General features: G+C 35.4%; 42 protein-coding genes. 41 read left to right on the top strand and 1 reads right to left on the bottom strand.

What is annotated here, in order from left to right:
- Positions 1-313 precede the first annotated feature (313 nt).
- The 35 genes from rpsJ (at position 314) to rpsI (ending at position 18,870) form a co-directional block, all read left to right on the top strand.
- Positions 314-622, top strand: a complete 309-nt coding sequence (gene rpsJ, locus CD036_RS09235; protein WP_002471362.1) for a 30S ribosomal protein S10 — start codon at positions 314-316, stop codon at positions 620-622.
- Between the two features lie 27 nt (positions 623-649).
- Positions 650-1,312: a 50S ribosomal protein L3 gene (gene rplC, locus CD036_RS09230; RefSeq protein WP_002509277.1), complete on the top strand. Its 663-nt coding sequence runs from the start codon at positions 650-652 to the stop codon at positions 1,310-1,312.
- A 26-nt stretch (positions 1,313-1,338) separates the two neighbouring features.
- The gene (rplD, locus tag CD036_RS09225; RefSeq protein WP_002509276.1) at positions 1,339-1,962 is read left to right on the top strand and encodes a 50S ribosomal protein L4; all 624 of its coding nucleotides are present in this window, start codon (positions 1,339-1,341) and stop codon (positions 1,960-1,962) included.
- Positions 1,962-2,237, top strand: coding sequence for a 50S ribosomal protein L23 (gene rplW / locus CD036_RS09220; RefSeq protein WP_103388492.1), 276 nt, complete (start codon positions 1,962-1,964; stop codon positions 2,235-2,237). The genes rplD and rplW overlap by 1 nt, the downstream gene beginning before the upstream one ends.
- A 28-nt stretch (positions 2,238-2,265) precedes the next feature.
- Positions 2,266-3,099 carry a 50S ribosomal protein L2 gene (rplB, locus tag CD036_RS09215; protein WP_002509274.1) on the top strand — a complete coding sequence of 278 codons (834 nt, stop codon included), beginning with the start codon at positions 2,266-2,268 and terminating at the stop codon, positions 3,097-3,099.
- Between the two features lie 64 nt (positions 3,100-3,163).
- A complete protein-coding gene (gene rpsS, locus CD036_RS09210) occupies positions 3,164-3,442 on the top strand; it encodes a 30S ribosomal protein S19 (RefSeq protein ID WP_002509273.1) in 279 nt (92 codons plus the stop codon).
- Positions 3,443-3,470: 28 nt separating this feature from the next.
- Complete coding sequence (gene rplV, locus CD036_RS09205) at positions 3,471-3,824, top strand: 50S ribosomal protein L22 (RefSeq protein ID WP_002509272.1); 354 nt, start codon at positions 3,471-3,473, stop codon at positions 3,822-3,824.
- Positions 3,825-3,848: 24 nt separating this feature from the next.
- Positions 3,849-4,502 (top strand): 30S ribosomal protein S3, encoded by a 654-nt coding sequence (rpsC, locus tag CD036_RS09200; protein ID WP_002509271.1) that lies wholly within the window; start codon positions 3,849-3,851, stop codon positions 4,500-4,502.
- A gap of 2 nt (positions 4,503-4,504) precedes the next feature.
- Complete coding sequence (gene rplP, locus CD036_RS09195) at positions 4,505-4,939, top strand: 50S ribosomal protein L16 (protein ID WP_002509270.1); 435 nt, start codon at positions 4,505-4,507, stop codon at positions 4,937-4,939.
- Entirely contained in the window at positions 4,929-5,138 is a 210-nt protein-coding gene (rpmC, locus tag CD036_RS09190) for a 50S ribosomal protein L29 (protein ID WP_002509269.1), read from the top strand. The genes rplP and rpmC overlap by 11 nt, the downstream gene beginning before the upstream one ends.
- A 25-nt stretch (positions 5,139-5,163) precedes the next feature.
- Positions 5,164-5,427 (top strand): 30S ribosomal protein S17, encoded by a 264-nt coding sequence (rpsQ, locus tag CD036_RS09185; protein ID WP_002509268.1) that lies wholly within the window; start codon positions 5,164-5,166, stop codon positions 5,425-5,427.
- A 30-nt stretch (positions 5,428-5,457) separates the two neighbouring features.
- Positions 5,458-5,826, top strand: coding sequence for a 50S ribosomal protein L14 (gene rplN / locus CD036_RS09180; RefSeq protein ID WP_002509267.1), 369 nt, complete (start codon positions 5,458-5,460; stop codon positions 5,824-5,826).
- Positions 5,827-5,865: 39 nt separating this feature from the next.
- Complete coding sequence (gene rplX / locus CD036_RS09175) at positions 5,866-6,183, top strand: 50S ribosomal protein L24 (protein WP_002509266.1); 318 nt, start codon at positions 5,866-5,868, stop codon at positions 6,181-6,183.
- Positions 6,184-6,208: 25 nt separating this feature from the next.
- The gene (gene rplE, locus CD036_RS09170) at positions 6,209-6,748 is read left to right on the top strand and encodes a 50S ribosomal protein L5 (protein ID WP_002509265.1); all 540 of its coding nucleotides are present in this window, start codon (positions 6,209-6,211) and stop codon (positions 6,746-6,748) included.
- 22 nt (positions 6,749-6,770) lie between these two features.
- Positions 6,771-6,956 carry a type Z 30S ribosomal protein S14 gene (locus tag CD036_RS09165; protein ID WP_002482625.1) on the top strand — a complete coding sequence of 62 codons (186 nt, stop codon included), beginning with the start codon at positions 6,771-6,773 and terminating at the stop codon, positions 6,954-6,956.
- Between the two features lie 30 nt (positions 6,957-6,986).
- Positions 6,987-7,385: a 30S ribosomal protein S8 gene (gene rpsH / locus CD036_RS09160; protein WP_002509264.1), complete on the top strand. Its 399-nt coding sequence runs from the start codon at positions 6,987-6,989 to the stop codon at positions 7,383-7,385.
- A gap of 24 nt (positions 7,386-7,409) precedes the next feature.
- Entirely contained in the window at positions 7,410-7,946 is a 537-nt protein-coding gene (gene rplF, locus CD036_RS09155) for a 50S ribosomal protein L6 (protein WP_002509263.1), read from the top strand.
- 31 nt (positions 7,947-7,977) lie between these two features.
- Positions 7,978-8,340 (top strand): 50S ribosomal protein L18, encoded by a 363-nt coding sequence (gene rplR / locus CD036_RS09150; RefSeq protein ID WP_002509262.1) that lies wholly within the window; start codon positions 7,978-7,980, stop codon positions 8,338-8,340.
- Between the two features lie 20 nt (positions 8,341-8,360).
- Positions 8,361-8,861, top strand: coding sequence for a 30S ribosomal protein S5 (rpsE, locus tag CD036_RS09145; RefSeq protein ID WP_002509261.1), 501 nt, complete (start codon positions 8,361-8,363; stop codon positions 8,859-8,861).
- Positions 8,862-8,876: 15 nt separating this feature from the next.
- The gene (rpmD, locus tag CD036_RS09140; RefSeq protein ID WP_002482630.1) at positions 8,877-9,056 is read left to right on the top strand and encodes a 50S ribosomal protein L30; all 180 of its coding nucleotides are present in this window, start codon (positions 8,877-8,879) and stop codon (positions 9,054-9,056) included.
- A gap of 16 nt (positions 9,057-9,072) precedes the next feature.
- Positions 9,073-9,513 (top strand): 50S ribosomal protein L15, encoded by a 441-nt coding sequence (gene rplO / locus CD036_RS09135; RefSeq protein WP_002509260.1) that lies wholly within the window; start codon positions 9,073-9,075, stop codon positions 9,511-9,513.
- Positions 9,513-10,805: a preprotein translocase subunit SecY gene (gene secY, locus CD036_RS09130; RefSeq protein ID WP_002509259.1), complete on the top strand. Its 1,293-nt coding sequence runs from the start codon at positions 9,513-9,515 to the stop codon at positions 10,803-10,805. Before rplO ends, secY begins: the two co-directional genes overlap by 1 nt.
- Before the next feature lie 17 nt (positions 10,806-10,822).
- The gene (locus CD036_RS09125) at positions 10,823-11,473 is read left to right on the top strand and encodes an adenylate kinase (RefSeq protein ID WP_103388491.1); all 651 of its coding nucleotides are present in this window, start codon (positions 10,823-10,825) and stop codon (positions 11,471-11,473) included.
- Positions 11,474-11,674: 201 nt separating this feature from the next.
- A complete protein-coding gene (infA, locus tag CD036_RS09120; RefSeq protein ID WP_001118443.1) occupies positions 11,675-11,893 on the top strand; it encodes a translation initiation factor IF-1 in 219 nt (72 codons plus the stop codon).
- A 31-nt stretch (positions 11,894-11,924) separates the two neighbouring features.
- Positions 11,925-12,038 (top strand): 50S ribosomal protein L36, encoded by a 114-nt coding sequence (gene rpmJ / locus CD036_RS09115; protein WP_002509257.1) that lies wholly within the window; start codon positions 11,925-11,927, stop codon positions 12,036-12,038.
- A 22-nt stretch (positions 12,039-12,060) separates the two neighbouring features.
- Positions 12,061-12,426, top strand: coding sequence for a 30S ribosomal protein S13 (gene rpsM, locus CD036_RS09110; RefSeq protein WP_002509256.1), 366 nt, complete (start codon positions 12,061-12,063; stop codon positions 12,424-12,426).
- Between the two features lie 23 nt (positions 12,427-12,449).
- Positions 12,450-12,839 carry a 30S ribosomal protein S11 gene (gene rpsK, locus CD036_RS09105; protein WP_002509255.1) on the top strand — a complete coding sequence of 130 codons (390 nt, stop codon included), beginning with the start codon at positions 12,450-12,452 and terminating at the stop codon, positions 12,837-12,839.
- Between the two features lie 75 nt (positions 12,840-12,914).
- The gene (locus CD036_RS09100) at positions 12,915-13,859 is read left to right on the top strand and encodes a DNA-directed RNA polymerase subunit alpha (RefSeq protein ID WP_002509254.1); all 945 of its coding nucleotides are present in this window, start codon (positions 12,915-12,917) and stop codon (positions 13,857-13,859) included.
- Between the two features lie 19 nt (positions 13,860-13,878).
- Positions 13,879-14,247, top strand: a complete 369-nt coding sequence (gene rplQ / locus CD036_RS09095; RefSeq protein WP_021458972.1) for a 50S ribosomal protein L17 — start codon at positions 13,879-13,881, stop codon at positions 14,245-14,247.
- A 287-nt stretch (positions 14,248-14,534) separates the two neighbouring features.
- On the top strand, positions 14,535-15,347 hold the full coding sequence (locus CD036_RS09090) for an energy-coupling factor transporter ATPase (protein WP_103388490.1): 813 nt from the start codon (positions 14,535-14,537) through the stop codon (positions 15,345-15,347).
- Positions 15,344-16,207, top strand: coding sequence for an energy-coupling factor transporter ATPase (locus CD036_RS09085; protein WP_002509251.1), 864 nt, complete (start codon positions 15,344-15,346; stop codon positions 16,205-16,207). Before CD036_RS09090 ends, CD036_RS09085 begins: the two co-directional genes overlap by 4 nt.
- Complete coding sequence (locus CD036_RS09080; RefSeq protein ID WP_002509250.1) at positions 16,197-17,003, top strand: energy-coupling factor transporter transmembrane component T family protein; 807 nt, start codon at positions 16,197-16,199, stop codon at positions 17,001-17,003. The genes CD036_RS09085 and CD036_RS09080 overlap by 11 nt, the downstream gene beginning before the upstream one ends.
- 3 nt (positions 17,004-17,006) lie before the next feature.
- Positions 17,007-17,810: a tRNA pseudouridine(38-40) synthase TruA gene (truA, locus tag CD036_RS09075; RefSeq protein ID WP_002509249.1), complete on the top strand. Its 804-nt coding sequence runs from the start codon at positions 17,007-17,009 to the stop codon at positions 17,808-17,810.
- A 210-nt stretch (positions 17,811-18,020) separates the two neighbouring features.
- Positions 18,021-18,458 (top strand): 50S ribosomal protein L13, encoded by a 438-nt coding sequence (gene rplM / locus CD036_RS09070; RefSeq protein WP_021458974.1) that lies wholly within the window; start codon positions 18,021-18,023, stop codon positions 18,456-18,458.
- A 19-nt stretch (positions 18,459-18,477) separates the two neighbouring features.
- A complete protein-coding gene (gene rpsI, locus CD036_RS09065; RefSeq protein ID WP_021458975.1) occupies positions 18,478-18,870 on the top strand; it encodes a 30S ribosomal protein S9 in 393 nt (130 codons plus the stop codon).
- Positions 18,871-18,992: 122 nt separating this feature from the next.
- Here rpsI and CD036_RS09060 read toward each other — a convergent pair whose 3' ends face one another.
- A complete protein-coding gene (locus CD036_RS09060) occupies positions 18,993-19,991 on the bottom strand; it encodes an LLM class flavin-dependent oxidoreductase (protein ID WP_103388488.1) in 999 nt (332 codons plus the stop codon).
- A gap of 139 nt (positions 19,992-20,130) precedes the next feature.
- On the opposite strand from CD036_RS09060, the gene CD036_RS09055 reads away from it, so the two are divergent.
- The 6 genes from CD036_RS09055 to CD036_RS09030 all read left to right on the top strand — a co-directional run bounded on the left by CD036_RS09055 (position 20,131) and on the right by CD036_RS09030 (position 25,498).
- On the top strand, positions 20,131-21,138 hold the full coding sequence (locus CD036_RS09055; protein ID WP_002509245.1) for an NADP-dependent oxidoreductase: 1,008 nt from the start codon (positions 20,131-20,133) through the stop codon (positions 21,136-21,138).
- A 17-nt stretch (positions 21,139-21,155) separates the two neighbouring features.
- On the top strand, positions 21,156-22,172 hold the full coding sequence (locus tag CD036_RS09050; protein ID WP_103388487.1) for a zinc-binding alcohol dehydrogenase family protein: 1,017 nt from the start codon (positions 21,156-21,158) through the stop codon (positions 22,170-22,172).
- Positions 22,173-22,397: 225 nt separating this feature from the next.
- Positions 22,398-23,942: a BCCT family transporter gene (locus CD036_RS09045; protein ID WP_103388486.1), complete on the top strand. Its 1,545-nt coding sequence runs from the start codon at positions 22,398-22,400 to the stop codon at positions 23,940-23,942.
- A 188-nt stretch (positions 23,943-24,130) separates the two neighbouring features.
- Complete coding sequence (gene amaP / locus CD036_RS09040) at positions 24,131-24,667, top strand: alkaline shock response membrane anchor protein AmaP (protein WP_002509242.1); 537 nt, start codon at positions 24,131-24,133, stop codon at positions 24,665-24,667.
- A gap of 12 nt (positions 24,668-24,679) precedes the next feature.
- Positions 24,680-24,919, top strand: a complete 240-nt coding sequence (locus CD036_RS09035) for a DUF2273 domain-containing protein (protein WP_002509241.1) — start codon at positions 24,680-24,682, stop codon at positions 24,917-24,919.
- A 66-nt stretch (positions 24,920-24,985) separates the two neighbouring features.
- Complete coding sequence (locus CD036_RS09030) at positions 24,986-25,498, top strand: Asp23/Gls24 family envelope stress response protein (protein ID WP_103388485.1); 513 nt, start codon at positions 24,986-24,988, stop codon at positions 25,496-25,498.
- Positions 25,499-26,014 lie beyond the last annotated feature (516 nt).

Here is a 26,014-nt window from a genome sequence, read left to right as displayed (position 1 = left end):
ATTTATAACAATATGGAATGGTTTAAACCTAAAATAATTATATAAATTTCATAAATTTTAGGTAAATGGTTGAAGTGAGCTACAAATTCAAGTACAATATCAAAGTATGTGTTAGACAAAAGTTATAAAAGTTTTGGAGAAAAGCTTGATAAATCAATGCTTTTCGTGTAACATATCTAATGTTGGACTTTAAGGAAACGCGAGGAAGCGAAAGGTTACTGACACACCCGGCCGCTTTGCCATGGCGTTGTGTGAGATAGTTTTCGTGGAGAAGTCTATCAACTTAAATGTAGACGAATAAGGAGGGAAAATTATGGCAAAACAAAAAATCAGAATCAGATTAAAAGCTTATGATCACCGAGTTATTGATCAATCAGCTGAAAAAATTGTTGAAACAGCGAAACGTTCTGGAGCAGATGTTTCTGGACCGATTCCATTACCAACTGAAAGATCAGTTTATACAATTATCCGTGCCGTGCATAAGTACAAAGATTCACGTGAGCAGTTCGAACAACGTACTCATAAACGTTTAATCGACATTGTTAACCCTACACCTAAAACAGTAGACGCTCTAATGGGCTTAAACTTACCATCTGGTGTAGACATCGAAATCAAATTATAATAGAAAAAATTAGGAGGTGGACTTTCGATGACCAAAGGAATCTTAGGAAGAAAAATCGGGATGACACAAGTTTTCGGAGAAAACGGTGAATTAATCCCAGTAACAGTAGTAGAAGCAAACCAAAACGTTGTATTACAAAAGAAAACTGAAGAAGTTGACGGATACAACGCAATCCAAGTAGGCTTTGAAGATAAAAAAGCTTATAAAAAAGATAGCAAAACAAACAAATATGCTAGTAAACCAGCTGAAGGTCATGCTAAAAAAGCTGACACAGCACCTAAGCGCTTCATTCGTGAATTCAGAAACGTTAATGTTGATGAATACGAAGTAGGTCAAGAAGTCTCAGTTGATACATTTGAAGCTGGCGACGTTATTGATGTAACAGGCGTATCTAAAGGTAAAGGTTTCCAAGGCGCAATCAAACGTCATAACCAAGCACGTGGACCAATGGGTCACGGTTCTCATTTCCACAGATCACCAGGTTCAGTTGGTATGGCTTCAGATGCTTCAAAAGTTTTCAAAGGACAAAAAATGCCTGGACGTATGGGCGGTAACACTGTAACAGTACAAAACTTAGAAGTAGTTCAAGTAGATACTGAAAACAATGTTATTTTAGTTAAAGGTAATGTACCTGGTTCTAAGAAAAGCTTATTAGAAATTACAACTTCAATTAAAAAAGGTAATAAATAATAAAGACGAAAGGAGGAAAAAGCATAATGGCTAATTATGATGTAGTAAAAGTAGACGGAACTAAATCAGGTTCAGTAGAATTAAATGATGCAGTATTTGCAATCGAACCAAACAAAGACGTTCTATTTGAAGCAATCACTTTACAACGTGCTTCATTACGCCAAGGTACTCATGCTGTTAAAAATCGTTCAGCAGTACGTGGTGGTGGACGTAAACCATGGAGACAAAAAGGTACAGGACGTGCGCGTCAAGGTACAATTCGTGCGCCACAATGGCGTGGTGGTGGTATCGTATTCGGACCAACTCCAAGAAGTTATGCTTATAAAATGCCTAAGAAAATGCGTCGTTTAGCTTTACGTTCAGCATTATCTTACAAAGTACAAGAAAATGCGTTAACAGTAGTTGATGCAATTAACTTTGAAGCTCCTAAAACTAAAGAGTTCAAAACAGTACTAGCAAACTTAGAACAACCTAAAAAAGTATTAGTAGTTACAGAATCAGAAGATGTGAATGTTGCATTGTCAGCACGTAACATCCCTGGAGTACAAGTTTCTACAGCACAAGGTTTAAACGTATTAGACCTAACAAGCGCTGATAGTGTTGTAATCACAGAAGCAGCTGCTAAAAAAGTTGAGGAGGTGCTCGGATAATGGAAGCAAGAGACGTTCTTAAGCGCCCCGTAATCACTGAAAAATCTTCTGAAGCTATGGCTGAAGATAAGTACACATTCGCCGTTGATACTCGTGCGAACAAAACGCAAGTTAAAATCGCAGTTGAAGAAATCTTTGATGTAAAAGTTGATAATGTAAATATCATTAACTACAAACCAAAGAAAAAACGTATGGGCCGTTACCAAGGCTATACAAATAAAAGACGCGTAGCAATCGTGAAATTAAAAGAAGGATCAATCGATCTATTCAACTAAAAAATTACCAATAAGGAGGTAAACGACAATGGCTCTAAAAAAATATAAGCCAATTACTAATGGTCGTCGTAATATGACTACGTTAGATTTCGCTGAAATCACGAAAACTACACCTGAAAAGTCATTATTACAACCGCTACCGAAAAGAGCGGGACGTAACAACCAAGGTAAATTGACAGTTCGCCATCATGGTGGAGGACACAAACGTCAATACCGTGTTATTGATTTTAAACGTAACAAAGATGGAATTGCTGCAAAAGTAGATTCTATCCAATATGACCCAAACCGTTCAGCTAACATTGCATTACTAGTTTATGCTGATGGTGAAAAACGCTACATCATTGCTCCTAAAAACTTACAAGTAGGTCAAGTTGTTGAGAATGGTGAATCAGCTGATATTAAAGTAGGTAATGCGTTACCACTTCAATTTATTCCAGTAGGTACTGTTATTCACAATATCGAATTAAAACCTGGTAAAGGTGGACAACTTGCACGTTCTGCAGGTACAAGTGCTCAAGTACTTGGTAAAGAAGGTAAATATGTATTAGTAAGATTAAGATCTGGCGAAGTACGTATGATTCTTTCAACTTGTCGTGCGACAATTGGTCAAGTTGGTAATATCCAACACGAACTTGTTAACGTTGGTAAAGCTGGACGTTCAAGATGGAAAGGTATTCGCCCAACTGTTCGTGGTTCTGTAATGAACCCTAACGATCACCCACACGGTGGTGGTGAAGGTCGTGCACCTATCGGTATGCCATCTCCAATGTCACCTTGGGGCAAACCTACACTTGGTAAGAAAACACGTCGTGGTAAGAAATCATCAGATAAACTTATCGTTCGTGGTCGTAAGAAAAAATAATAATAACTTATTTGGGTGTGCGGCTTAAAGGCTGCACGCACATAATAAGAAGGGAGGCGCCAATATGGCTCGTAGTATTAAAAAAGGACCTTTCGTCGATGATCATTTAATGAAAAAAGTCGAAGCTCAAGGCGAAAGCGAGAAAAAACAAGTAATTAAAACTTGGTCACGTCGTTCAACTGTATTCCCTAATTTCATCGGTCACACATTCGCTGTATACGATGGACGTAAACATGTACCTGTATTTGTAACTGAAGATATGGTTGGTCACAAATTAGGAGAATTCGCTCCAACTCGTACATTTAAAGGACACGCTGCAGACGACAAAAAAACTAGAAGATAATTTCTATCAAGTAGAGGAGGAAATCCGAATGGAAGCAAAAGCGGTTGCTAGAACTATAAGAATCGCACCTCGTAAAGTTAGATTAGTATTAGATCTAATTAGAGGTAAAAGCGCTGGAGAAGCTATTGCAATTTTAAAATTAACTAACAAAGCTTCATCACCAGTTGTTGAAAAATTATTAATGTCCGCTTTAGCAAATGCAGAGCATAACTATGACATGAATACAGATGAGTTAGTTGTGAAAGAAGCATATGCTAACGAAGGACCAACATTAAAACGTTTCCGTCCACGTGCACAAGGCCGTGCAAGTGCGATTAACAAACGTACAAGCCACATTACAATCGTCGTAAGTGACGGTAAAGAAGAAGCTAAAGAAGCTTAATAAAAAATTTAAGGAGGGAACACTGTGGGTCAAAAAATTAATCCAATCGGACTTCGTGTCGGTGTAATTCGTGATTGGGAAGCTAAATGGTATGCAGAAAAAGACTTCGCTTCACTATTACATGAAGATTTAAAAATCCGTAAATTCATTGATAACGCATTAAAAGAAGCATCAGTTTCTCATGTAGACATCGAACGTGCTGCTAACCGTATCAACATCGCTATTCATACTGGTAAACCAGGTATGGTAATCGGTAAAGGCGGTTCAGAAATTGAAAAACTTCGTAATAAATTAAATTCATTAACTGATAAAAAAGTACACATCAACGTAATCGAAATTAAAAAGGTTGACTTAGATGCTCGTTTAGTTGCAGAAAACATCGCGCGTCAATTAGAAAACCGTGCTTCATTCCGTCGTGTACAAAAACAAGCTATTACAAGAGCTATGAAACTTGGTGCTAAAGGTATTAAAACACAAGTATCAGGTCGTTTAGCTGGAGCAGACATCGCTCGTGCTGAACAATATTCAGAAGGAACTGTTCCACTTCATACATTACGTGCTGACATTGGTTACGCACACGCAGAAGCTGACACTACTTACGGTAAATTAGGTGTCAAAGTATGGATCTATCGTGGAGAAGTTCTTCCTACTAAGAACACTAGTGAAGGAGGAAAATAATAATGTTACTACCAAAACGTGTAAAATATCGTCGTCAACATCGTCCTAAAACAACTGGTCGTTCTAAAGGCGGTAACTATGTAACATTTGGTGAGTATGGTTTACAAGCAACTACAACTTCTTGGATCACATCTCGTCAAATCGAATCAGCTCGTATTGCAATGACACGTTACATGAAACGTGGCGGGAAAGTTTGGATTAAAATCTTCCCTCATACACCATATACGAAAAAACCTTTAGAAGTACGTATGGGTGCTGGTAAAGGTGCTGTAGAAGGCTGGGTTGCAGTAGCAAAACCTGGTAGAATTTTATTTGAAATTGCAGGCGTTAACGAAGACGTTGCGCGTGAAGCATTACGTTTAGCAAGTCACAAACTTCCAGTTAAAACTAAGTTTGTAAAACGTGAAGAATTGGGTGGTGAAACAAATGAAAGCTAAGGAAATTAGAGACTTAACCACTTCAGAGATTGAAGCACAAATCAAATCTTCGAAAGAAGAGCTTTTTAACCTACGCTTTCAGTTAGCTACAGGTCAATTAGAGGAAACTGCACGTATTCGCACAGTCAGAAAAACGATTGCCCGTCTAAAAACTGTTGCTCGTGAAAGAGAAATTGAACAAGGTAAAGCTAATCAATAATTAATTGAAAGAGGAGGTTACAAAAGTGAGCGAAAGAAATGATCGTAAAGTTTATGTAGGTAGAGTCGTTTCAGATAAAATGGACAAAACTGTAACTGTACTTGTAGAAACATACAAAACACACAAATTATACGGTAAACGAGTAAAATACTCTAAAAAATATAAAACTCATGATGAAAACAACTCAGCTAAGTTAGGGGACATCGTTAAGATTCAAGAAACTCGTCCTTTATCAGCTTCTAAACGTTTCCGTTTAGTCGAAATTGTTGAAGAATCAGTAATCATATAATAAACACTATAGATAAAGGAGGTTTAACTCATGATCCAACAAGAAAGTCGCTTAAAAGTAGCAGATAACTCTGGTGCTCGTGAAGTTCTTACAATCAAAGTATTAGGTGGATCTGGTCGTAAAACAGCTAATATTGGTGACATAATCGTTGCTTCTGTTAAAAATGCTACACCAGGTGGCGTTGTTAAAAAAGGCGAAGTAGTTAAAGCTGTTATCGTACGTACAAAATCTGGCGTACGTCGTAACGATGGTTCATATATCAAATTTGATGAAAATGCATGTGTCATCATCCGTGACGACAAAGGCCCACGTGGTACTCGTATTTTCGGTCCTGTTGCTCGTGAATTACGTGAAGGTAGCTTCATGAAAATCGTATCATTAGCTCCAGAAGTACTATAATAATCTTTTATAATATATAAGCTTAAGGAGGTGCCACACATGCATATCAAAAAAGGTGACAACGTAAAAGTTATCGCAGGTAAAGACAAAGGTAAAGAAGGTAAAGTATTATCAACTGAACCTAAAAAAGACCGTGTCGTTGTGGAAGGTGTCAACTTTATCAAAAAACACCAAAAACCAACTCAATTTAACCCTGAAGGTGGAATCTTAGAAACAGAGGCAGCTATCCATGTTTCTAACGTACAATTATTAGATCCAAAAACGAATGAACCTACTCGTGTTGGATATAAATTCGAAGATGGTAAAAAAGTTCGTATCGCTAAAAAATCAGGCGAAGAAATCAAATCTAATAATTAATAACTAGTTGAAAGGAGGATCCACTGTGAACCGTTTAAAAGAAAAATTCAATACAGAAGTTGCTGAAAGCTTGGTTAAGAAATTTAATTATAGTTCAGTAATGGAAGTACCAAAAATCGAAAAAATCGTTGTAAATATGGGTGTCGGTGACGCTGTTCAAAACTCTAAAGTGTTAGATAACGCTGTAGAAGAATTAGAACAAATCACTGGTCAAAAACCATTAGTTACAAAAGCTAAAAAATCAGTTGCAACATTCCGTTTACGTGAAGGTATGCCAATCGGTGCTAAAGTTACTTTACGTGGCGAAAGAATGTATGACTTTTTAGATAAATTAATTGCTGTATCATTACCACGTGTTCGTGACTTCCGCGGTGTTTCTAAAACTGCATTCGATGGTCGCGGTAACTACACATTAGGTGTTAAAGAACAATTAATTTTCCCTGAAATTGACTATGACAAAGTATCAAAAGTACGTGGAATGGATATCGTTATCGTAACTACTGCTAACACTGACGAGGAAGCTCGTGAATTGTTAACACAATTCGGTATGCCATTTCAAAAATAATCTCTAAAAGGAGGCTAATTAAGTGGCTAAAACTTCAATGGTTGCTAAGCAACAAAAAAAACAAAAGTTCCAAGTACGTGAATATACTCGTTGTGAACGCTGTGGTCGTCCACATTCTGTATATCGTAAATTCAAATTATGCCGTATTTGTTTCCGTGAATTAGCTTATAAAGGCCAAATCCCTGGCGTTCGTAAAGCTAGCTGGTAATTAAAAGAGTCTGAAAGGAGGCAACAATCAATGACAATCACAGATCCAATTGCAGATATGCTAACTCGTGTAAGAAACGCAAACATGGTTCGTCACGAAAAGTTAGAATTCCCTGCTTCTAATATCAAAAAAGAAATTGCCGAAATCTTAAAAAGTGAAGGTTTCGTAAAAAACGTTGAATTTGTAGAAGACGATAAACAAGGTGTAATTCGTTTATTCCTAAAATATGGTCAAAACAATGAACGTGTTATCACAGGATTAAAACGTATTTCTAAACCAGGTTTACGTGTATATGCTAAAGCTAACGAAGTACCTAAAGTACTTAACGGTTTAGGTATTGCTCTAGTATCAACTTCTGAAGGTGTTATCACTGACAAAGAAGCAAGAAAGCGTAATATCGGTGGAGAAATCTTAGCATACATTTGGTAATAATAAATAAGGAGGTGCGATAACATGAGTCGTGTTGGTAAAAAAATTATTGACATCCCTAGCGACGTAACAGTTAGCATAGAAGGTAACAATGTAACTGTTAAAGGTCCAAAAGGCGAATTATCTAAAACTTTAAACGAAAGAATGACATACAAACAAGATGAAACTACTTTAGAAGTTGTTAGACCTACTGATTCTAAAGATGACAGAACAGTACATGGTACAACTCGTGCTTTAATTAACAATATGATCCAAGGTGTTTCTCAAGGTTTCACAAAAACACTTGAACTTGTTGGTGTTGGTTACCGTGCACAAATGCAAGGTAATGACTTAATTTTAAACGTTGGTTACTCTCACCCAGTAGAAATTAAAGCTGAAGATGGCATTACTTTCACTGTTGAGAAAAACACAACTGTAACTGTAACTGGTATTTCTAAAGAACGCGTTGGTGCTTATGCTTCTAACATCCGTTCAACTAGACCACCAGAACCATACAAAGGTAAAGGTATCCGTTACCAAGGTGAATACGTTCGCCGTAAAGAAGGTAAAACTGGTAAATAATAAATAACTTTCTACAGAAAGGAGTATTGAAATGATCAGTAAAATTGATAAAAACAAAGTACGTTTGAAAAGACATGCACGTGTTCGTACTAAATTATCTGGTACAGCTGAAAAACCTCGTTTAAACGTTTACCGTTCAAACAAACACATCTATGCACAAATCATCGATGATGTTAAAGGTGTAACTTTAGCTCAAGCTTCAACTCAAGATAAAGAAATTGCTAATGCAGAATCTTCAAAAGTTGAATTATCAGCAAAAGTAGGCGAAACAATTGCTAAAAAAGCAAGCGACAAAGGCGTATCAACAATAGTATTCGATCGTGGAGGATATTTATTCCACGGACGTATTAAAGCATTGGCAGATGCAGCTCGCGAAAACGGTTTAGAATTTTAATTTAAAGGAGGGACAATTACATGGCTCGTAGAGAAGAAGAAACTAAAGAATTTGAAGAACGCGTTGTAACGATCAATCGTGTTGCAAAAGTTGTAAAAGGTGGACGTCGTTTCCGTTTCACTGCTTTAGTAGTAGTGGGAGATAAGAATGGCCGCGTTGGCTTTGGAACAGGTAAAGCACAAGAGGTTCCAGAAGCAATCAAAAAAGCTGTTGAAGCAGCTAAAAAAGATTTAGTTGTAGTTCCACGTGTTGAAGGTACTACACCTCATACAATTACAGGAACTTTCAGTTCAGGTAGTGTATTCATGAAACCAGCTGCACCTGGTACAGGTGTTATCGCAGGTGGCCCAGTTCGTGCCGTATTAGAGTTAGCTGGTATTACTGACATCTTAAGTAAATCATTAGGATCTAATACTCCAATTAATATGGTTCGCGCCACTCTTAATGGATTACAAAATCTTAAAAATGCTGAAGAAGTTGCGAAATTACGTGGCAAATCAGTAGAAGAATTATACAATTAAGGAGGGAATAGAGTTATGGCTAAATTACAAATTACCCTCACTCGTAGTGTTATTGGTCGTCCGGAAACACAACGTAAAACTGTTGAAGCTTTAGGTTTGAAAAAAACTAATTCTTCAGTAGTTGTTGAAGATAACCCTGCTATCCGTGGGCAAATCAACAAAGTAAGTCACTTAGTGACTGTAGAAGAAAAATAATTAAGGAGGTGCCGAAATGAAATTACATGAGTTAAAACCAGCTGAAGGTTCTCGTAAAGTACGTAACCGTGTCGGTCGTGGAGCGGCTACAGGCAACGGTAAAACAAGTGGACGTGGACAAAAAGGTCAAAAAGCGCGTTCAGGTGGTAGTGTAAGACCAGGTTTCGAAGGTGGACAATTACCTTTATTCCGTCGTTTACCAAAACGAGGTTTCACTAACATTAATCGTAAAGAATATGCTATTGTTAACTTAGACCAACTTAATAAATTTGAGGAAGGTACTGAAGTAACTCCAGCTTTATTAGTAGAATCTGGCGTAGTTAAAAGTGAAAAATCTGGTATTAAAGTACTAGGTAACGGTTCACTAGAGAAGAAATTGACAGTAAAAGCTCATAAATTCTCTGCTTCTGCAGCAGATGCTATTGATGCTAAAGGTGGAGCACACGAGGTGATCTAATGATTCAAACGCTTGTGAGCTTCTTTAAAACCAAAGAAGTTCGTAACAAGATCTTTTTTACACTCGCAATGTTAGTTATATTCAAAATAGGTACTTATATTCCAGCACCTGGTGTTAATCCAGCTGCCTTTGATAGTCAACAAGGTTCTCAAGGTGTCACTGACTTGTTAAACACGTTTGGTGGCGGTGCCTTGAAGAACTTTTCAATCTTTGCAATGGGTATCATGCCATATATCACTGCATCAATTGTAATGCAGTTGTTACAAATGGATATTGTACCTAAATTCACTGAATGGGCAAAACAAGGTGAAGCTGGAAGGAAAAAATTGAATAATTTTACACGGTATTTTGCAATAATACTTGCGTTCGTCCAATCTATAGGGATGGCGTTCCAATTTAATAACTACTTAAAAGGTCAATTGATCATGGATCAATCGATTACAAGTTATTTATTAATTGCTGTAGTATTAACAGCTGGAACAGCATTTTTAATATGGTTAGGTGAGCAAATTACGCAATTTGGTGTTGGTAATGGTATTTCAATTATTATCTTTGCAGGAATATTATCAACGCTTCCATCATCATTAATTCAATTTTATCAACAAGCATTCGTCGGACAAGATGACGTAACTATGGCTTGGTTAAAAGTAATTGGATTACTAGTTGGAATGGTTTTATTAACGGTTGGTGCAATTTTCGTACTACAAGCTGTACGTAAAATACCAATTCAATATGCGAAGAAACAAACAGCGCAACGATTAGGTTCACAAGCAACATATCTACCTTTAAAAGTCAATTCAGCAGGGGTAATTCCAGTTATCTTTGCAATGGCATTCTTTTTACTACCTAGAACATTAACACTGTTCTTCCCTGATGCTGATTGGGCACAAAAAGTATCAGATGTAGCAAATCCATCTAACAATATTGGAATGATCGTATATGTAGTACTAATTATTGCGTTTACGTATTTCTATGCGTTTGTACAGGTTAATCCTGAAAAGATGGCAGAAAACCTTAAGAAACAAGGAAGTTACGTTCCGGGTATTAGACCTGGAGAACAAACTAAAAAATATATTACTAGAGTACTCTATCGATTAACATTCGTTGGATCAATCTTCTTAGCTGTCATTGCAATTCTACCGATAATTGCAACTAAAGTGATGAGTTTACCGCAATCTATTCAGGTTGGCGGAACGAGTCTTTTAATTGTAATTGGTGTAGCAATTGAAACAATGAAAAGTCTTGAAGCTCAAGTGGGCCAAAAAGAATATAGAGGCTTTGGTGGTAGATAAATTGTAGGAGGGCACTTATGAATATCATTTTAATGGGTTTACCTGGAGCAGGTAAAGGAACTCAAGCGAGTGAAATTGTAAAGAAATTCCCGATTCCACAAATATCTACTGGTGACATGTTCAGAAAAGCGATTAAAGATGAGACAGATTTAGGGAAAGAAGCTAAATCTTACATGGATCGTGGAGAATTAGTTCCTGATGAAGTTACTGTGGGTATCGTTAAAGAAAGAATTTCTGAAGACGATGCAAAAAAAGGATTCTTATTAGATGGCTTTCCTCGTACTATTGAACAAGCTGAAGCTTTAAATGACATTATGCAAGAGCTAGGCAGAAGCATTGATGCAGTTATCAATATAGAGGTACCTGAAGAAGAATTAATGAACCGCCTTACAGGTCGTAGAATTTGTGAGACATGCGGTACAACTTATCATCTTGTATTCAATCCTCCAAAAGTAGATGGCGTTTGTGATCTTGATGGTGGTAAATTATACCAACGTGAAGATGATAACCCTGAAACAGTTGCAAATCGTTTAAGCGTTAATGTAAAACAATCTAAACCAATTTTATCTTACTATCAAGATAAAGGTGTACTTGAAAACATTGACGGTTCTAAAGATATTAAAGAAGTTACTTCTGACGTTATTAATATCTTAGACGACTTAAAGTAGAATCAACTTAGTACGGTCTATGTATTGCAGTCATCATAGTTTGAGTAAGTATTAACGTATTGAAAAAATAAATGTGAGTGAGCTATAGCGAAAGTAATTCTTTTATTTTTGTTGAACTTATTAACACGCACTGATAGACACGTATGGTTATAGTTGATTGTTCACGATAACCAACTATAGTAAAAAGGGGGAAGTTAATAAATGGCTAAACAAGATGTAATCGAATTAGAAGGTACAGTATTAGATACTTTACCAAACGCTATGTTTAAAGTAGAATTAGAAAATGGTCACGAGATTTTGGCACACGTAAGTGGTAAAATTAGAATGAATTATATTCGTATTCTACCTGGCGACAAAGTAACAGTAGAAATGTCTCCGTATGATTTAACACGCGGCAGAATTACTTATCGTTATAAATAATCGTCACTCCATAATATAGGGAGGTATAAAAATGAAAGTAAGACCATCAGTAAAACCAATTTGCGAAAAATGTAAAGTCATTAAACGTAAAGGTAAAGTCATGGTAATTTGTGAAAACCCAAAACACAAACAAAAACAAGGTTAATAAAAGAGAGGTGTAAATAAATATGGCACGTATAGCAGGAATTGATATCCCACGTGAAAAGCGTATTGTTATTTCTTTAACTTACGTATATGGTATCGGTACTACAACAGCACAAAAAATTGTAGAAGAAGCTAATGTTTCAGCAGATACTCGCGTAAAAGACTTAACAGACGATGAATTAGGTCGTATCCGTGAAGTTGTAGATAGTTATAAAGTAGAAGGTGACTTACGTCGTGAGCAAAACTTAAACATCAAACGTTTAATGGAAATCTCATCTTATCGTGGAATCCGTCACCGTCGTGGATTACCAGTGCGCGGACAAAAAACTAAAAACAACGCACGTACTCGTAAAGGCCCAGTTAAAACTGTAGCTAACAAGAAAAAATAATAGGTAAAGGAGGCAAATTTTAAATGGCACGTAAACAAGTATCTCGTAAACGTAGAGTGAAAAAGAATATTGAAAATGGTGTGGCACACATCCGTTCAACATTCAACAATACAATCGTAACAATCACTGATGAATTTGGTAATGCTTTATCATGGTCATCAGCAGGTGCACTTGGATTCAAAGGATCTAAAAAATCAACTCCATTTGCAGCACAAATGGCAGCTGAAACTGCATCAAAATCAGCAATGGAACATGGTTTAAAATCTGTAGAAGTTACAGTAAAAGGACCTGGACCAGGCCGTGAATCAGCTATCCGTGCATTACAATCAGCTGGTTTAGAAGTAACTGCAATCCGTGACGTTACTCCAGTACCACATAATGGTTGTCGTCCACCAAAACGTCGTCGCGTATAATTTATTGTTATTGTCGCAGGTCACTGAGAAATACAGTATTAATCTAGTCGACGTACTTAAGGAGGATATTTGTAAATGATAGAAATCGAAAAACCTAGAATTGAAACAATTGAAATTAGTGAAGATGCTAAATTCGGTAAGTTCGTTGTTGAACCACTAGAGCGTGGCTATGGTACTACACTAGGAAACTCCTTACGTCGTATCCTACTATCTTCATTACCAGGTGCAGCCGTAAAATATATCGAAATTGAAGGTGTACTTCACGAGTTTTCTGCAATAGATAATGTGGTTGAAGATGTTTCTACAATCATAATGAACGTTAAAAAATTAGCGTTAAAAATCTATTCTGAAGAAGATAAAACACTAGAAATCGATGTTAAAGATGAAGGCGAAGTAACTGCAAGTGACATTACTCATGATAGTGATGTTGAGATTTTAAATCCTGAACTTAAATTGGCAACTGTATCTAAAGGTGGTCATTTAAAAATCCGTCTTGTTGCAAATAAGGGTAGAGGTTACGCATTAGCTGAACAAAATAACACTAGTGATTTACCAATTGGAGTAATTCCTGTTGATTCACTTTATTCACCTGTTGAGCGTGTAAACTATACAGTAGAAAATACACGTGTAGGACAAAGTAGTGATTTTGATAAACTAACATTAGATGTGTGGACAAATGGATCTATTACACCACAAGAATCAGTTTCATTAGCTGCTAAGATAATGACTGAACACTTAAACATCTTTGTTGGATTAACTGATGAAGCACAAAATGCTGAAATCATGATTGAAAAAGAAGAAGATCAAAAAGAAAAAGTACTAGAAATGTCTATTGAAGAATTAGACTTATCCGTGCGTTCATACAATTGTTTAAAACGTGCAGGTATTAATTCTGTTCAAGAATTAGCTGATAAATCTGAAGCTGATATGATGAAAGTACGTAATTTAGGTCGTAAATCTTTAGAAGAAGTGAAATACAAACTTGAAGATTTAGGTTTAGGCTTAAGAAAAGAAGATTAATTAAAAAGGAGGTCAACTCATGGGTTACAGAAAATTAGGTCGTACTTCTGATCAACGTAAAGCAATGTTACGTGATTTAGCTACTTCACTTATCGTTAGTGAGCGTATCGAAACTACAGAAGCACGTGCAAAAGAACTACGTAGTATTGTAGAGAAATTGATCACTTTAGGTAAAAAAGGCGATTTAGCTTCTCGTCGTAATGCTATTAAAACTTTGCGCAATGTTGAAATTCTAAACGAAGATGAAACTACGCAAACTGCAGTACAAAAATTATTCGGTGAAATTGCTGAACGTTATGCTGAGCGCCAAGGTGGCTACACTCGCATTCTTAAAGCAGGTCCACGTCGCGGTGACGGTGCTGAATCAGTAATTATCGAATTAGTATAATTTTAATATAAAATATACGTGCTACTACGTATAAAGCAAATGAGTGCAACGATAATGTTTGCCACATACAAATATTGTCTAGCTCAGAGTACCCCATCTAACCAAATAATGTTTAAAGCGTGAACTCAATATTTGATGGGGTGCGCGCTTTTTTATTTAAGCTATAGTGTGAGCTATGGCTTTTTTTATTTATATAAGTAAATCATCTTATCTATTCAGAAGATATACATTGACTATAAAATCATGTAAAATAGAACAGGTATATAAAGCTTTTAGGAGGAGTCTAAATGGGAGACATATCAACACCTATAGTACAATTTAACGATGTTTCATTTAACTATAAAAGTGATGAACCTTTAGCATTGAGTGATGTCTCCTTCTCTATTCCTAAAGGAAAGTGGACATCTATTGTAGGACACAATGGTTCCGGCAAATCTACTATTGCAAAATTAATGGTAGGTATTGAGAAGGCCACTAGTGGAGAGGTATTATATGATGGCCAAGTAGTAAATGAAAATTTATTAACGGAAGTACGTCAAAATGTAGGAATCGTCTTTCAAAATCCAGAAAATCAATTTGTTGGTGCTACAGTTGAGTTTGATGTTGCCTTTGGGTTAGAAAATCAAGGAATCTCACATGCTGAAATGCATCAAGTGGTTCCGCAGGCATTGGCAGAAGTAGATATGACTGATTATGCTCAAAATGAGCCGCAATCGTTATCTGGTGGGCAAAAACAACGTGTAGCAATTGCAGGGGTTTTAGCGTTAAATGCGCAAGTTATCGTATTGGATGAGGCTACTTCAATGTTAGATCCTGAGGGAAGACAATATTTGAATCAATTAATTAGACAAGTAAACGCAGAAAAAGAAGTAACGATTATTTCAATCACACATGATTTGTCTGAAGCTATGGAGGCGGATCACTTAATAGTGTTAGATAAAGGGACGGTATTCCATAGTGGTTCCCCAGAGGAGATATTTAATCAAGGTTCAGCTCTTAAAGATATCGGCCTCGATTTACCATTTTCTATGCGCATACATGAACTATTAGGATATCCTTTAGAATACGTTACTTATCAAGGATTGGTGGATAAACTATGACTGTTAATTTTAATCACGTTAATTTCATTTATCAACAGGGAACGCCGTATGAGTATCAAGCACTTAATAATATAGTGACTGAATTCCAAGATGGTAAATATTATGCGATTATTGGACAAACAGGTTCCGGAAAATCTACTTTAATTCAACATTTTAATGGTTTGTTAAAACCGACATCTGGCAAAATGCAATTTAATGAAGTAACAATTCAGCGTAAAACCAAAGATAAGCACTTACGTACGATTCGTAAAAATGTAGGTATGGTTTTTCAATTTCCTGAATCTCAATTATTTGAAGATACAATTGAGAGAGAGATAACATTTGGACCGAAAAATTTTGGCATGGATGTTGAAAAAGTTAAGCACAAAGCCTTTCAATTATTGTTAGACTTTGGTTTTACAAGAGAAGTGATGTCACAATCGCCCTTTCAAATGTCAGGTGGTCAAATGCGCAAAATAGCATTGACTGCTATTTTAGCAATGGACCCTGATATTATTATTCTTGATGAACCGACTGCTGGATTAGATCCACAAAGCCGCAAGCAAATTATGGAAAAAATTAAGCATTTACAGCAACAAGAACAAAAAACTATTATTTTAGTTTCACACGAAATGAATGACGTTGCACGTTATGTCGAAGAAGTAAAGATAATGAGGCAAGGACATATTGTACACACATGTACGCCAGAAGAGTTATTTGCTGATAAAGCATATGTTGAACAATTACATTTAGCAGTACCAGATATTGTCCAATTACAAAGAGATATTGAGCAGAAACATAATATACATTTTGATAAATTGGCATTAACAGAACAGTCGTTTGTAAAAATGTATAAGGAGTGGCAAAACAATGAAAGATAAGTTTATTATTGGAAGATATTTGCCGCTTAATACTTTTATTCATCATATAGATCCTAGAGCAAAATTAATATTTGTCTTTCTCTTCATTATTTTAATTTTTCTGGCACATTCATTTGCTACATATGCATGGTTATTTGTATTAATTATTTCCATTTTAAAAGCTGCGAGGATACAGTTATGGTATCTTATTAAAGGTTTAACACCAATTTGGATTTTTCTCATATTCACATTTATCATGCATTTATTTTTAACTAAAGGTGGCACACGGTTAGTTGAAATAGGCTTTATATCTATTGATACAGAGGGTATTTTAGAGGGTATATTTATTGTTTTGAGACTGATGTTTATTATGATGATTTCAACAATTATGACACTCACAACAAGCCCTATAGATCTGACAGATGCCTTTGAAAAATTATTAGCCCCCTTAAAACTAATTAAGATACCTGTACATCAATTAAGTATGATGATGTCGATTGCATTGAGATTTATACCTACGTTAATGGTTGAACTAGATAAAATTATCTTATCACAAAAATCACGGGGGTCTGAAATTAGCGCAGGCAGTATAGTGAATCGAGTACGGGCATTTATTCCTTTACTAATTCCATTATTTATATCTGCATTTCAACGTGCCGAAGATTTGGCTATTGCTATGGAAGTGAGAGGCTATGATACTAACGCTATTAGGTCTAGTTATCGCAAGCTAGAATGGAAGCAAACTGACACATTAGTTATATTAACAATTATACCCATTATAATTGTTTTAATTTTGTTGAAATATTTAGGAGTGTAAATCATGCGTATATTAGTTAAAATTTCATATTTAGGAACACAGTTTATGGGTTTTCAAATTCAGCAATCAGGTAGAACTGTGCAGCAACAATTTGAAAAAATCTTAAAACGCATGCATAAGCGACATGTTCGTATTCACCCGACAAGTAGGACTGATAGAGGTGTCCATGCGTTAGAACAATATTTTCATTTTGATACGGAGTTAAATATTGCACCAGAAAAGTGGAAATATGCTATGAATAGTGCCTTACCAGATGATATACTTGTGCATGATGTAACTGTTGTGGATGATGAATTTCATTGTAGATATGACTGTTTAGGAAAGTCGTATCGTTATAAAGTGTATCAAACTTCACAGCGTGATCCATTCCAAAGTGGCTTAAAAACGCACGTAAATGTCCAGTTAGATTTAACTAAAATGAATCAAGCTGCACAAGCTTTTGTTGGCACACATGATTTCACAGGATTTTGTTCCCAAAAAACAGAAGTAGAAAGTAAAGTTAGAACTTTATATCAAAGTGAAATTATAGCTAACTCAGATGGTTTTGACTATGTCGTTACCGGATCAGGTTTTTTATATAATATGGTTAGAGTATTGGTGGCATTTTTAATTGAAGTAGGTAAAGGCAAACGGCAGCCTGAAGATGTTCCCCGCTTGCTCGAATCTAAAGATAGAAATGAAGTGCCATTTACTGCACCTGCAGAAGGACTTTATTTAGAGCATGTTTATTTGTCAGAAGCAACACTATTAGAAGATTTTGGAAATGACATAACAATTCACAGAAAAAAATCATTACAAAATGACTAAATTAGATTGACAAATAGACATAAAAATTATAAGATTACTAACGGTATTGTTTTATATCACCCCACGATAAGCCCCGGAAACTTATTGTGTTACTAGATATATAAGCAGGTAGAACAACAGTTAACAAATAAATGAAATCTCAGCTTTACATCGTAACAAATTATGTACTAACAAAAGACGAAACATTTATTTCTTAGGAGGACAATTATTATGCGTCAAACATTTATGGCTAATGAAGCAAACATTGAGCGCAAATGGTATGTTATTGATGCTGAAGGACAAACATTAGGTCGTTTATCTTCAGAAGTAGCAACTATCTTACGCGGTAAAAATAAAGCAACTTACACACCACACGTTGATACAGGTGATTATGTAATCATCATCAATGCTGGTAAAATCCAATTCACTGGAAACAAAGCACAAGACAAAGTTTACTATCGTCACTCAAATCACCCAGGCGGTATCAAATCAGTTACTGCTGGTGAATTAAGAGAAAAAAATCCAGAACGTTTACTTGAAACTTCAATTAAAGGTATGTTACCAAGCACTCGTTTAGGCGAAAAACAAGGCAAAAAATTATTTGTATATGGTGGCGCTGAACATCCACACGCTGCACAACAACCAGAAAACTACGAGTTACGTGGTTAATTAGAAGGAGGAAATTACATTGGCACAAGTTGAATATAAAGGCACAGGCCGTCGTAAAAACTCAGTAGCACGTGTACGTTTAGTACCAGGTGAAGGTAACATGACAGTTAATGGTCGTGACGTACGTGACTACTTACCATTTGAATCATTAATTTTAGACATTAACCAAGCATTCGACGTTACAGAAACAAAAGGTAACTACGATGTATTAGTAAATGTTCACGGTGGAGGATTCACTGGACAAGCACAAGCTATCCGTCACGGAATCTCTCGTGCATTATTAGAAGCAGATCCTGAATACAGATCTTCATTAAAACGTGCTGGATTACTTACACGTGACCCACGTATGAAAGAACGTAAAAAACCAGGTCTTAAAAAAGCACGTCGTTCACCACAATTCTCAAAACGTTAATTATTGGTGTCATTTCAAAGCACTTCCCAATTGGGAAGTGCTTTTTTTATGTTTTAATTTCACTCTGAATAAAATAAAAGAACTAACCCCAAATTTCTGGCTAGTTCTTTTAAATATATTACTTAGTTGTCATCATTTAATTGTCCTAAAAGTTCAACTAAACGAATACGATTATTTGTTCCATATACATGGGGAAGTATCATAATTTCATCAGCGTTATATTCTGTAGCTAATGATGACAATCGCTGTCTAACATTATTAGGGGTATCAGCTATGACTCGACGTTTATTTTGTTCGAATTTTTGATATTCACGTGCAGAAAAACCACGATTGACAGTAAAGTCAATAGAAGGATAAACAGTAGGTTGATCTAAATAATTTATCCGTAATAACCATAAATGAAAAGGCTGCTCTAAAGCGGAGACTTGTTCTTGAGTATCAGCTGTAATGACAAAAGTAGCAACGATGACATAAGGTGGTTGTTCGTGACGATATTGCAAGTATTCTTGCTTGTAAGTTTGAATCATTTGTTTAATTTTCGTTGTCGGTTGTCCCATCAATGCTACTACTAGAGGTAAGCCTTGTTTAGCAGCTAATTTTGCACTATCTATACTAGTAGAAAGTAAATACATTGAAGGTTGTGTACTAATCATAGGTGTAGCATACAATGCGTGAAAACGATTGTGTGTGTTTATGTCATCATTAAAATATGTCGATAAATCGATGAGTTGTTGCTCGTAATTTACAGTTGCTGTTTTGTTTTCGTTTAATGCAGCGTTAACGTTTGGAAAACTCGGTGAACGTCCTATACCTAAGTCAACACGACCGGGGTGTCTAGCTTCCATTGTTTTAAATTGTTCTGCTACTTTATATGCACTATAATGTGGCAACATAACACCGCCACTACCTATATTAATTGATGTTGTATTTTCTAACAGTGACATCATAATCATTTCAGGAGCACTCGAAGCAACCGAAAATACTTGGTGATGCTCTGCAATCCAATAGCGATGATAATGATACTGTTCAGCAACTTTAGCTAAGGCAATAGTATGATTTAATGCAGATGTGGCATTTTCGCCCTCAAAAATTGGCACATAATCTAAAATACTTAATTTCATCCCACACGTTCCTCCATATTGACCATAATAATATGATTATCATAACATTCACTAATTAATTAATCACTTTGATTGATTCCAGTAAGAAGTAAATATAGAATTAACTTGAAATATTATTTTTATACGGAGGCGATAAATTATGAAAGCTGAACAAATTCTATTAGCCAAAAGACCTCAAGGTGTACCTACGGACGATGTGTTTAAATATGAAACCGTGGATTTAGCAGACCCTAGTGACGGAGAAATACAAGTTGAAGCAATTTATATTTCTGTAGATCCTTATATGAGAGGGCGAATGAATGAAGGTAAGTCTTATGTACAGCCATTTGAAGTAAATAAACCTTTAAATGGTCATATTGTCGCTCGAGTAATAAAGAGTAAAGCACAAGGGTTTAGTAATGGTGACATTGTAGTCGGCCGTTTACCGTGGCAAACAGCTGTTAATATTCAACCTGATGATGTAACTAAAGTAACTCAAACTGACATACCTCTACATTTATATTTAAGTGTTTTAGGTATGACAGGTCAAACGGCGTATCATGGTTTATTAAAAATTGGGCAACCTAAAGCAGGTGAAACTGTAGTTGTTTCTGCGGCGTCTGGTGCAGTCGGCTCTGTAGTAGGTCAAATTGCCAAATTAAAAGGTGCACGTGTTGTTGGTATAGCGGGTGGTAAGGAAAAAACTGATTATCTCGTTACAGAATTAGGATTTGACGCAGCCGTTGATTATAAAGATTCACAATATGCCTCATTATTAGCAGATGCTGTGCCAGATGGTGTAGACGTATACTTCGAAAATGTTGGTGGGCATGTCGCTGATGAAGTATTGAAGCATTTAAATCAATTTGCACGTATTCCTGTCTGTGGAGCGATTTCAGGATATAATGACGTAGAAATAGATCATGGTCCTAGAATTCAGCCGATATTAATTAAATCACAAGCACTAATGCAAGGTTTCATTGTTGCAAATTATGCAGATGATTTTGCAAATGCTAGTAAAGAACTTGCACAATGGGTAACAGAAGATAAAATTAAAAGTAAAACATCAATTATGGATGGCTTTGAGCATTTACCACAAGCATTTAGAAATTTATTTACTGGTGATAATTTTGGTAAACAAGTTGTACGTGTAAAAGATCTCGAATAGAAAGGAAATGACATAACATGAAAGCAATAGTTGCAGATCGTGCTTTTTCATTAGAAGAAGGTAATCATTTTTACGAATTAGATATTGATACACCTCAACCACAAGATAAAGAATTACTGGTTCGTGTCGAAGCGATTAGTGTGAATCCTGTTGATACTAAAATTAGACAATCACCGGTACAAAACGGACCAAGGATTCTAGGCTATGATTGTGTTGGTACAATAGAGGCCATAGGTGATAATGTAACACTGTTTGATATTGGTGACACCGTGTATTATTCAGGCTCACCAGACTGTCAAGGTTCGAATCAAGAATATCAACTTGTTAATGAGCAGCTTGTTGCTTTGAAACCTCAAAATTTATCCAATATAGAAGCTGTAGGCATTCCATTAACTGCGTTAACAGCGTCAGAAACTTTATTTGATGTATTCGGTATTTCTCATATTGCTGAAGATAATGTAGGTAAGTCTATACTTATTATCAATGGAGCTGGTGGAGTAGGAAGTATTGCTACCCAAATTGCTAAACAGTATGGACTCTACGTTATTACAACTGCTTCTCGTGATGCGACAGTAGAATGGTCGCAACAAATGGGTGCTGACGTAGTACTTAACCATAAAGAAGATTTGAGAGCAGCGTTTAAATCACATGAGTTAGCAGAAGTAGATTTTGTATTTTGTACATTTAGTACTGACATGTATTACGAAGTTATGATTGATTTAGTCAAACCACGTGGAAAAATTGCTACTATTGTAGCATTTAATGACAAACAAGATTTAAACTTATTAAAAAATAAAAGTGTGACCTTTACACATGAATATATGTATTCAAGACCTTTGCATAAAACTGATGATATGATTATGCATCATCGTTATTTAAATGATGTAACAGCTAACTTGGAAGCGGGAATCTACCAACCTACCACAAATAAAGTCATTGAAGGTTTAACGGCAGAATCACTTTATACTGCACATGAACTATTAGAGTCTAATCAGATGATTGGAAAATTAGTTATTAACTTAATAAATGATTGAACTAACAACTAATAGTAAACTCGAGAGTTAATGTATCAAGTGAATACAATTATATAGAGTTACACAATTTATTAGCTTTGTTAAAATATGAAGGCGAATATAACAATCTATTCCAATTATAGATTGTTATGTTCGCCATTTTTATTAGTTAAACATGCATTAAATGTATAATTTGCATGTCGTAGGGTATAAGTTATATATCAAATTAACCGGAGTGAATGGATTATGCGAATGAAATCAATTACGGGAGTATTTTGGGTTGCATTACTTATCTGTACTGGATTTGTAATATACGGTGCAATATGGCCAAAAACACTGGAAACTATAACTCAAAATATTACTTCCTTTATAGCAGTTAATTTTGGCTGGTACTATTTACTATTAGTATTATTTATTTTAATAGTTTGTATTTATTTATTATTTTCTAGATATGCCAGTATTACTTTAGGAAAAGAAGGGGAAGATCCTGAATTCTCACTAAAATCATGGTTTGCGATGTTATTTAGTGCTGGTATGGGTATTGGTTTAGTCTTTTGGACTACTGCAGAACCTATAAGTCATGCTTTCACTATGACACCAATACATAAAGCAGGAACACAAACAGCTATCAATGAAGCAATGCAATTTTCATTTTTTCATTGGGGTATTCATGCTTGGGCTGTGTACGGGATTGTGGCTTTAATATTTGCTTATTTTAGTTTTCACAAAGGTTATCCCGGTCTTGTTAGTGCAACTTTAATGCCATTGTTTGGCGAAAAAACTATGCGTGGTCCTCTAGGACAAGCGATAGATGTACTGGCCATTATTGCGACAGTTACTGGAGTGGCAGCTACATTAGGTTTTGGAGCTTTACAAATTAACGAAGGTTTAAACTTTTTATTCAATATACCATCTAATTTTGGTGTTCAAGTTGTTATTATAATTATTGCTACTATCTTATTTACTTGGTCAGCGTGGTCAGGTATAAATAAAGGAATTAAAAGCCTTAGTAATATTAATATGGCATTAGCTTTTGTCGTATTAGTTGCCTTATTCTGTGTAGGACCAACATTGAGTATTTTAAATACTTTCACTAATGGCTTGGGAGATTACATTGCCAACTTTTTCAAAATGAGTTTACGTATTCCACAATCTGGTGGAGAGAAATTCCAATGGCTACAAAATTGGACTATTTTCTACTGGGCATGGTGGATTTCATGGGCACCATTTGTTGGTATCTTTATTGCACGTGTTTCACGCGGTAGAACTATCAAAGAATTTATCTTAGGTGTGTTATTCGTACCGGCACTTGTTTGTTTCATATTCTTTGCAGTATTTGGCACATCAGCTATTTATTTGCAGCAGCATGGTATAGCAGATATAGCTAAGTATGCAACTGAAACGGCTACTTTTGCTACATTAGAACATTATCCGTTAGGATTTATATTAAGTTTAATAACATTAGTAGTTATCATGATTTTCTTTGTTACTTCAGCTGATTCAGCTACCTATGTGTTAGGAATGCTCAGCTCGAAAGGACATATTAATCCTACAGGTTTTGTCAAAGTAAGTTGGGGCGTAATTTTAGCGCTATTTGCAATGATCATGATTTATACAGGTGGTACTCAATCCATACAAAATTTACTGATTATTGCTGCACTACCATTTTCAATAGTAATTATATTAATGATATGGTCGTTATTTAAATCTTTAGCGATTGAAAAGCCAAGAAATCAACAGTTTAAGTTATCTCAGTCAAAACATCAGGAATTAAAAATGAATGAAGACTAAATGAGACAGGTACAATTTGATAGCTAAGTTATTTTATATGACGAAATTTTATCTACTAGTACATGTTTAAAAAGAAAATTGTAATAAAAAAAATAAAATAACGTTTTTAAGATTAACAAACGGGGTAATACTTCTGTATGGCTCGTTGTACTTGTACATAATAAAAATGCATAGGAGGTGTCATACGGGTGAAAAGACTAAAAAACTTTATTTTAGGGCTCTTAATTGTCGTCATTGTTGGTTTCTTATTGTTTATGTACCTTGACGATTCTAGAATAACAAAATATCAAGATTACTTATTACAATATAGTTGGTTCAAACCTACATTGATTGGGTTAGCAGCCTTTCTAATTTTAATAGGTTTGATTTTAGTATTTAGCTTATTTAAACCGACACACAGAAAGCCAGGATTATATAAAAATTACGCAGATGGACATATTTATGTCTCCCGTAAAGCAGTTGAAAAATCGGCTTATGACACAGTAGTGAAATATGACGAAATTAGACAACCGAATGTAGTCGCAAAGCTTTATAATAAAAAGAAAAATCCGCATATAACAATCAAAGCAGATTTCTTTGTACCAGGTGACGTACAAGTTGGTAGTTTAACTGAACAAGTGAGAGAAGACATTAAACAAAATGTTGAACACTTTACAGAAATTCCAGTTAAAAAATTAGAAGTTAACGTTAGAGATCAAAAATCTTCAGGTCAACGCGTGTTGTAAGGGAGGGTAATCATGACTAACAATAACAATCAAAATGAACAAGATTCAACACAAGTAGTAGTGGATTTTTTCAAAACATTTAAATGGCGTATTATCGGTTTTCTAGCCTTCTTAATTATCGCAATATTATTTTTAACACTCGGCTTTTGGAAAACTATATTAATTATTATATTGTGTTTAATCGGTATTGGTATCGGGTATACTAAAGACCGTAAGCAAGATTTCTTAAACTTCCTTAACCGGTGGAGTTAAAGCTATAGTCTTCATCGGAAGCAATAATAATAAATGATTAATTTCATAAAAAAAGGAGAAATAAATATGGCAGTAGATAACAATAAAGCTAAACAAGCTTATGACAACCAAACAGGTGTAAATGAAAAAGAACAAGAATTACAACAACAACAGCAACAAGAAAAACAAGAACCAGAATTCTCAAACAAATTAACTTTCTCAGATGAAGTAATTGAAAAAATTGCTGGTATTGCAGCTCGTGAAGTTAATGGTATTTTAGAAATGAAAGGCGGATTCGTCGACAGTATTTCTAATTCATTTGGAAATAATAGTGGTAACGTAACACGTGGTGTAAGCGTTGAAGTCGGTGAAAAACAAGCTGCAGTTGATTTAAAAGTTATCGTAGAATATGGTGAATCAGCACCAAAAATCTTCCGCAAAGTGACTGAATTAGTGAAAGAACAAGTTAAATACATTACAGGTTTAGACGTTGTGGAAGTTAATATGCATGTTGAAGATGTAATGACTAAAAAAGAATGGTCACAAAAAAATGAAAAAAGCCAAAGTTCAAGCAATAGCCAAGACAAAGGCTTACAATAATTAATAGTAAATAAGAGGTTGGAACAATATTGATTTGTTCCAATCTCTTTTCATATTGGTAGTAGCTGAATGTTTGGTATATTGGCAGTTTTTATGCACGCTTTCCGTGGGCACTGCCTCAGCCTGTAGTCTTCGGCTAGTGCTTTACCCACAGGAGTCGGCATAAATCACTGTCAACAGGATATAGGTTATATATGTATCAGATGATTCGATAGGTCGACAATATCTCCTACTAACGTAAATATACGAAAAAGCACTACTATTTTGACAAAACTATATAAATAGAAAATAAACAAACCTTTCGCAAATTAATGCAAAGAATTTTTCTACGGTATGGAGGCTTGGACGACATTGATTCGTCCTAGCCTCTTTTCATATGGGCAGTAGCTGACTGCATTGAAAATACGCTTCAAACCGAGCTTATTTCAACGCTAGTCATCCTTGCCGGGGTGGGACGACGAAATCATTTTTTCAAAATCAGATTTCTATCCCACTTCATGTTTTAGTCGAAACCCT

The organism is Staphylococcus arlettae, from assembly GCF_002902345.1.
GTDB classification, from domain to species: domain Bacteria; phylum Bacillota; class Bacilli; order Staphylococcales; family Staphylococcaceae; genus Staphylococcus; species Staphylococcus arlettae.
The sequence above is the reverse complement of the archived record's forward strand: the minus strand, read 5'-3'. Positions and strand labels throughout refer to the sequence as shown.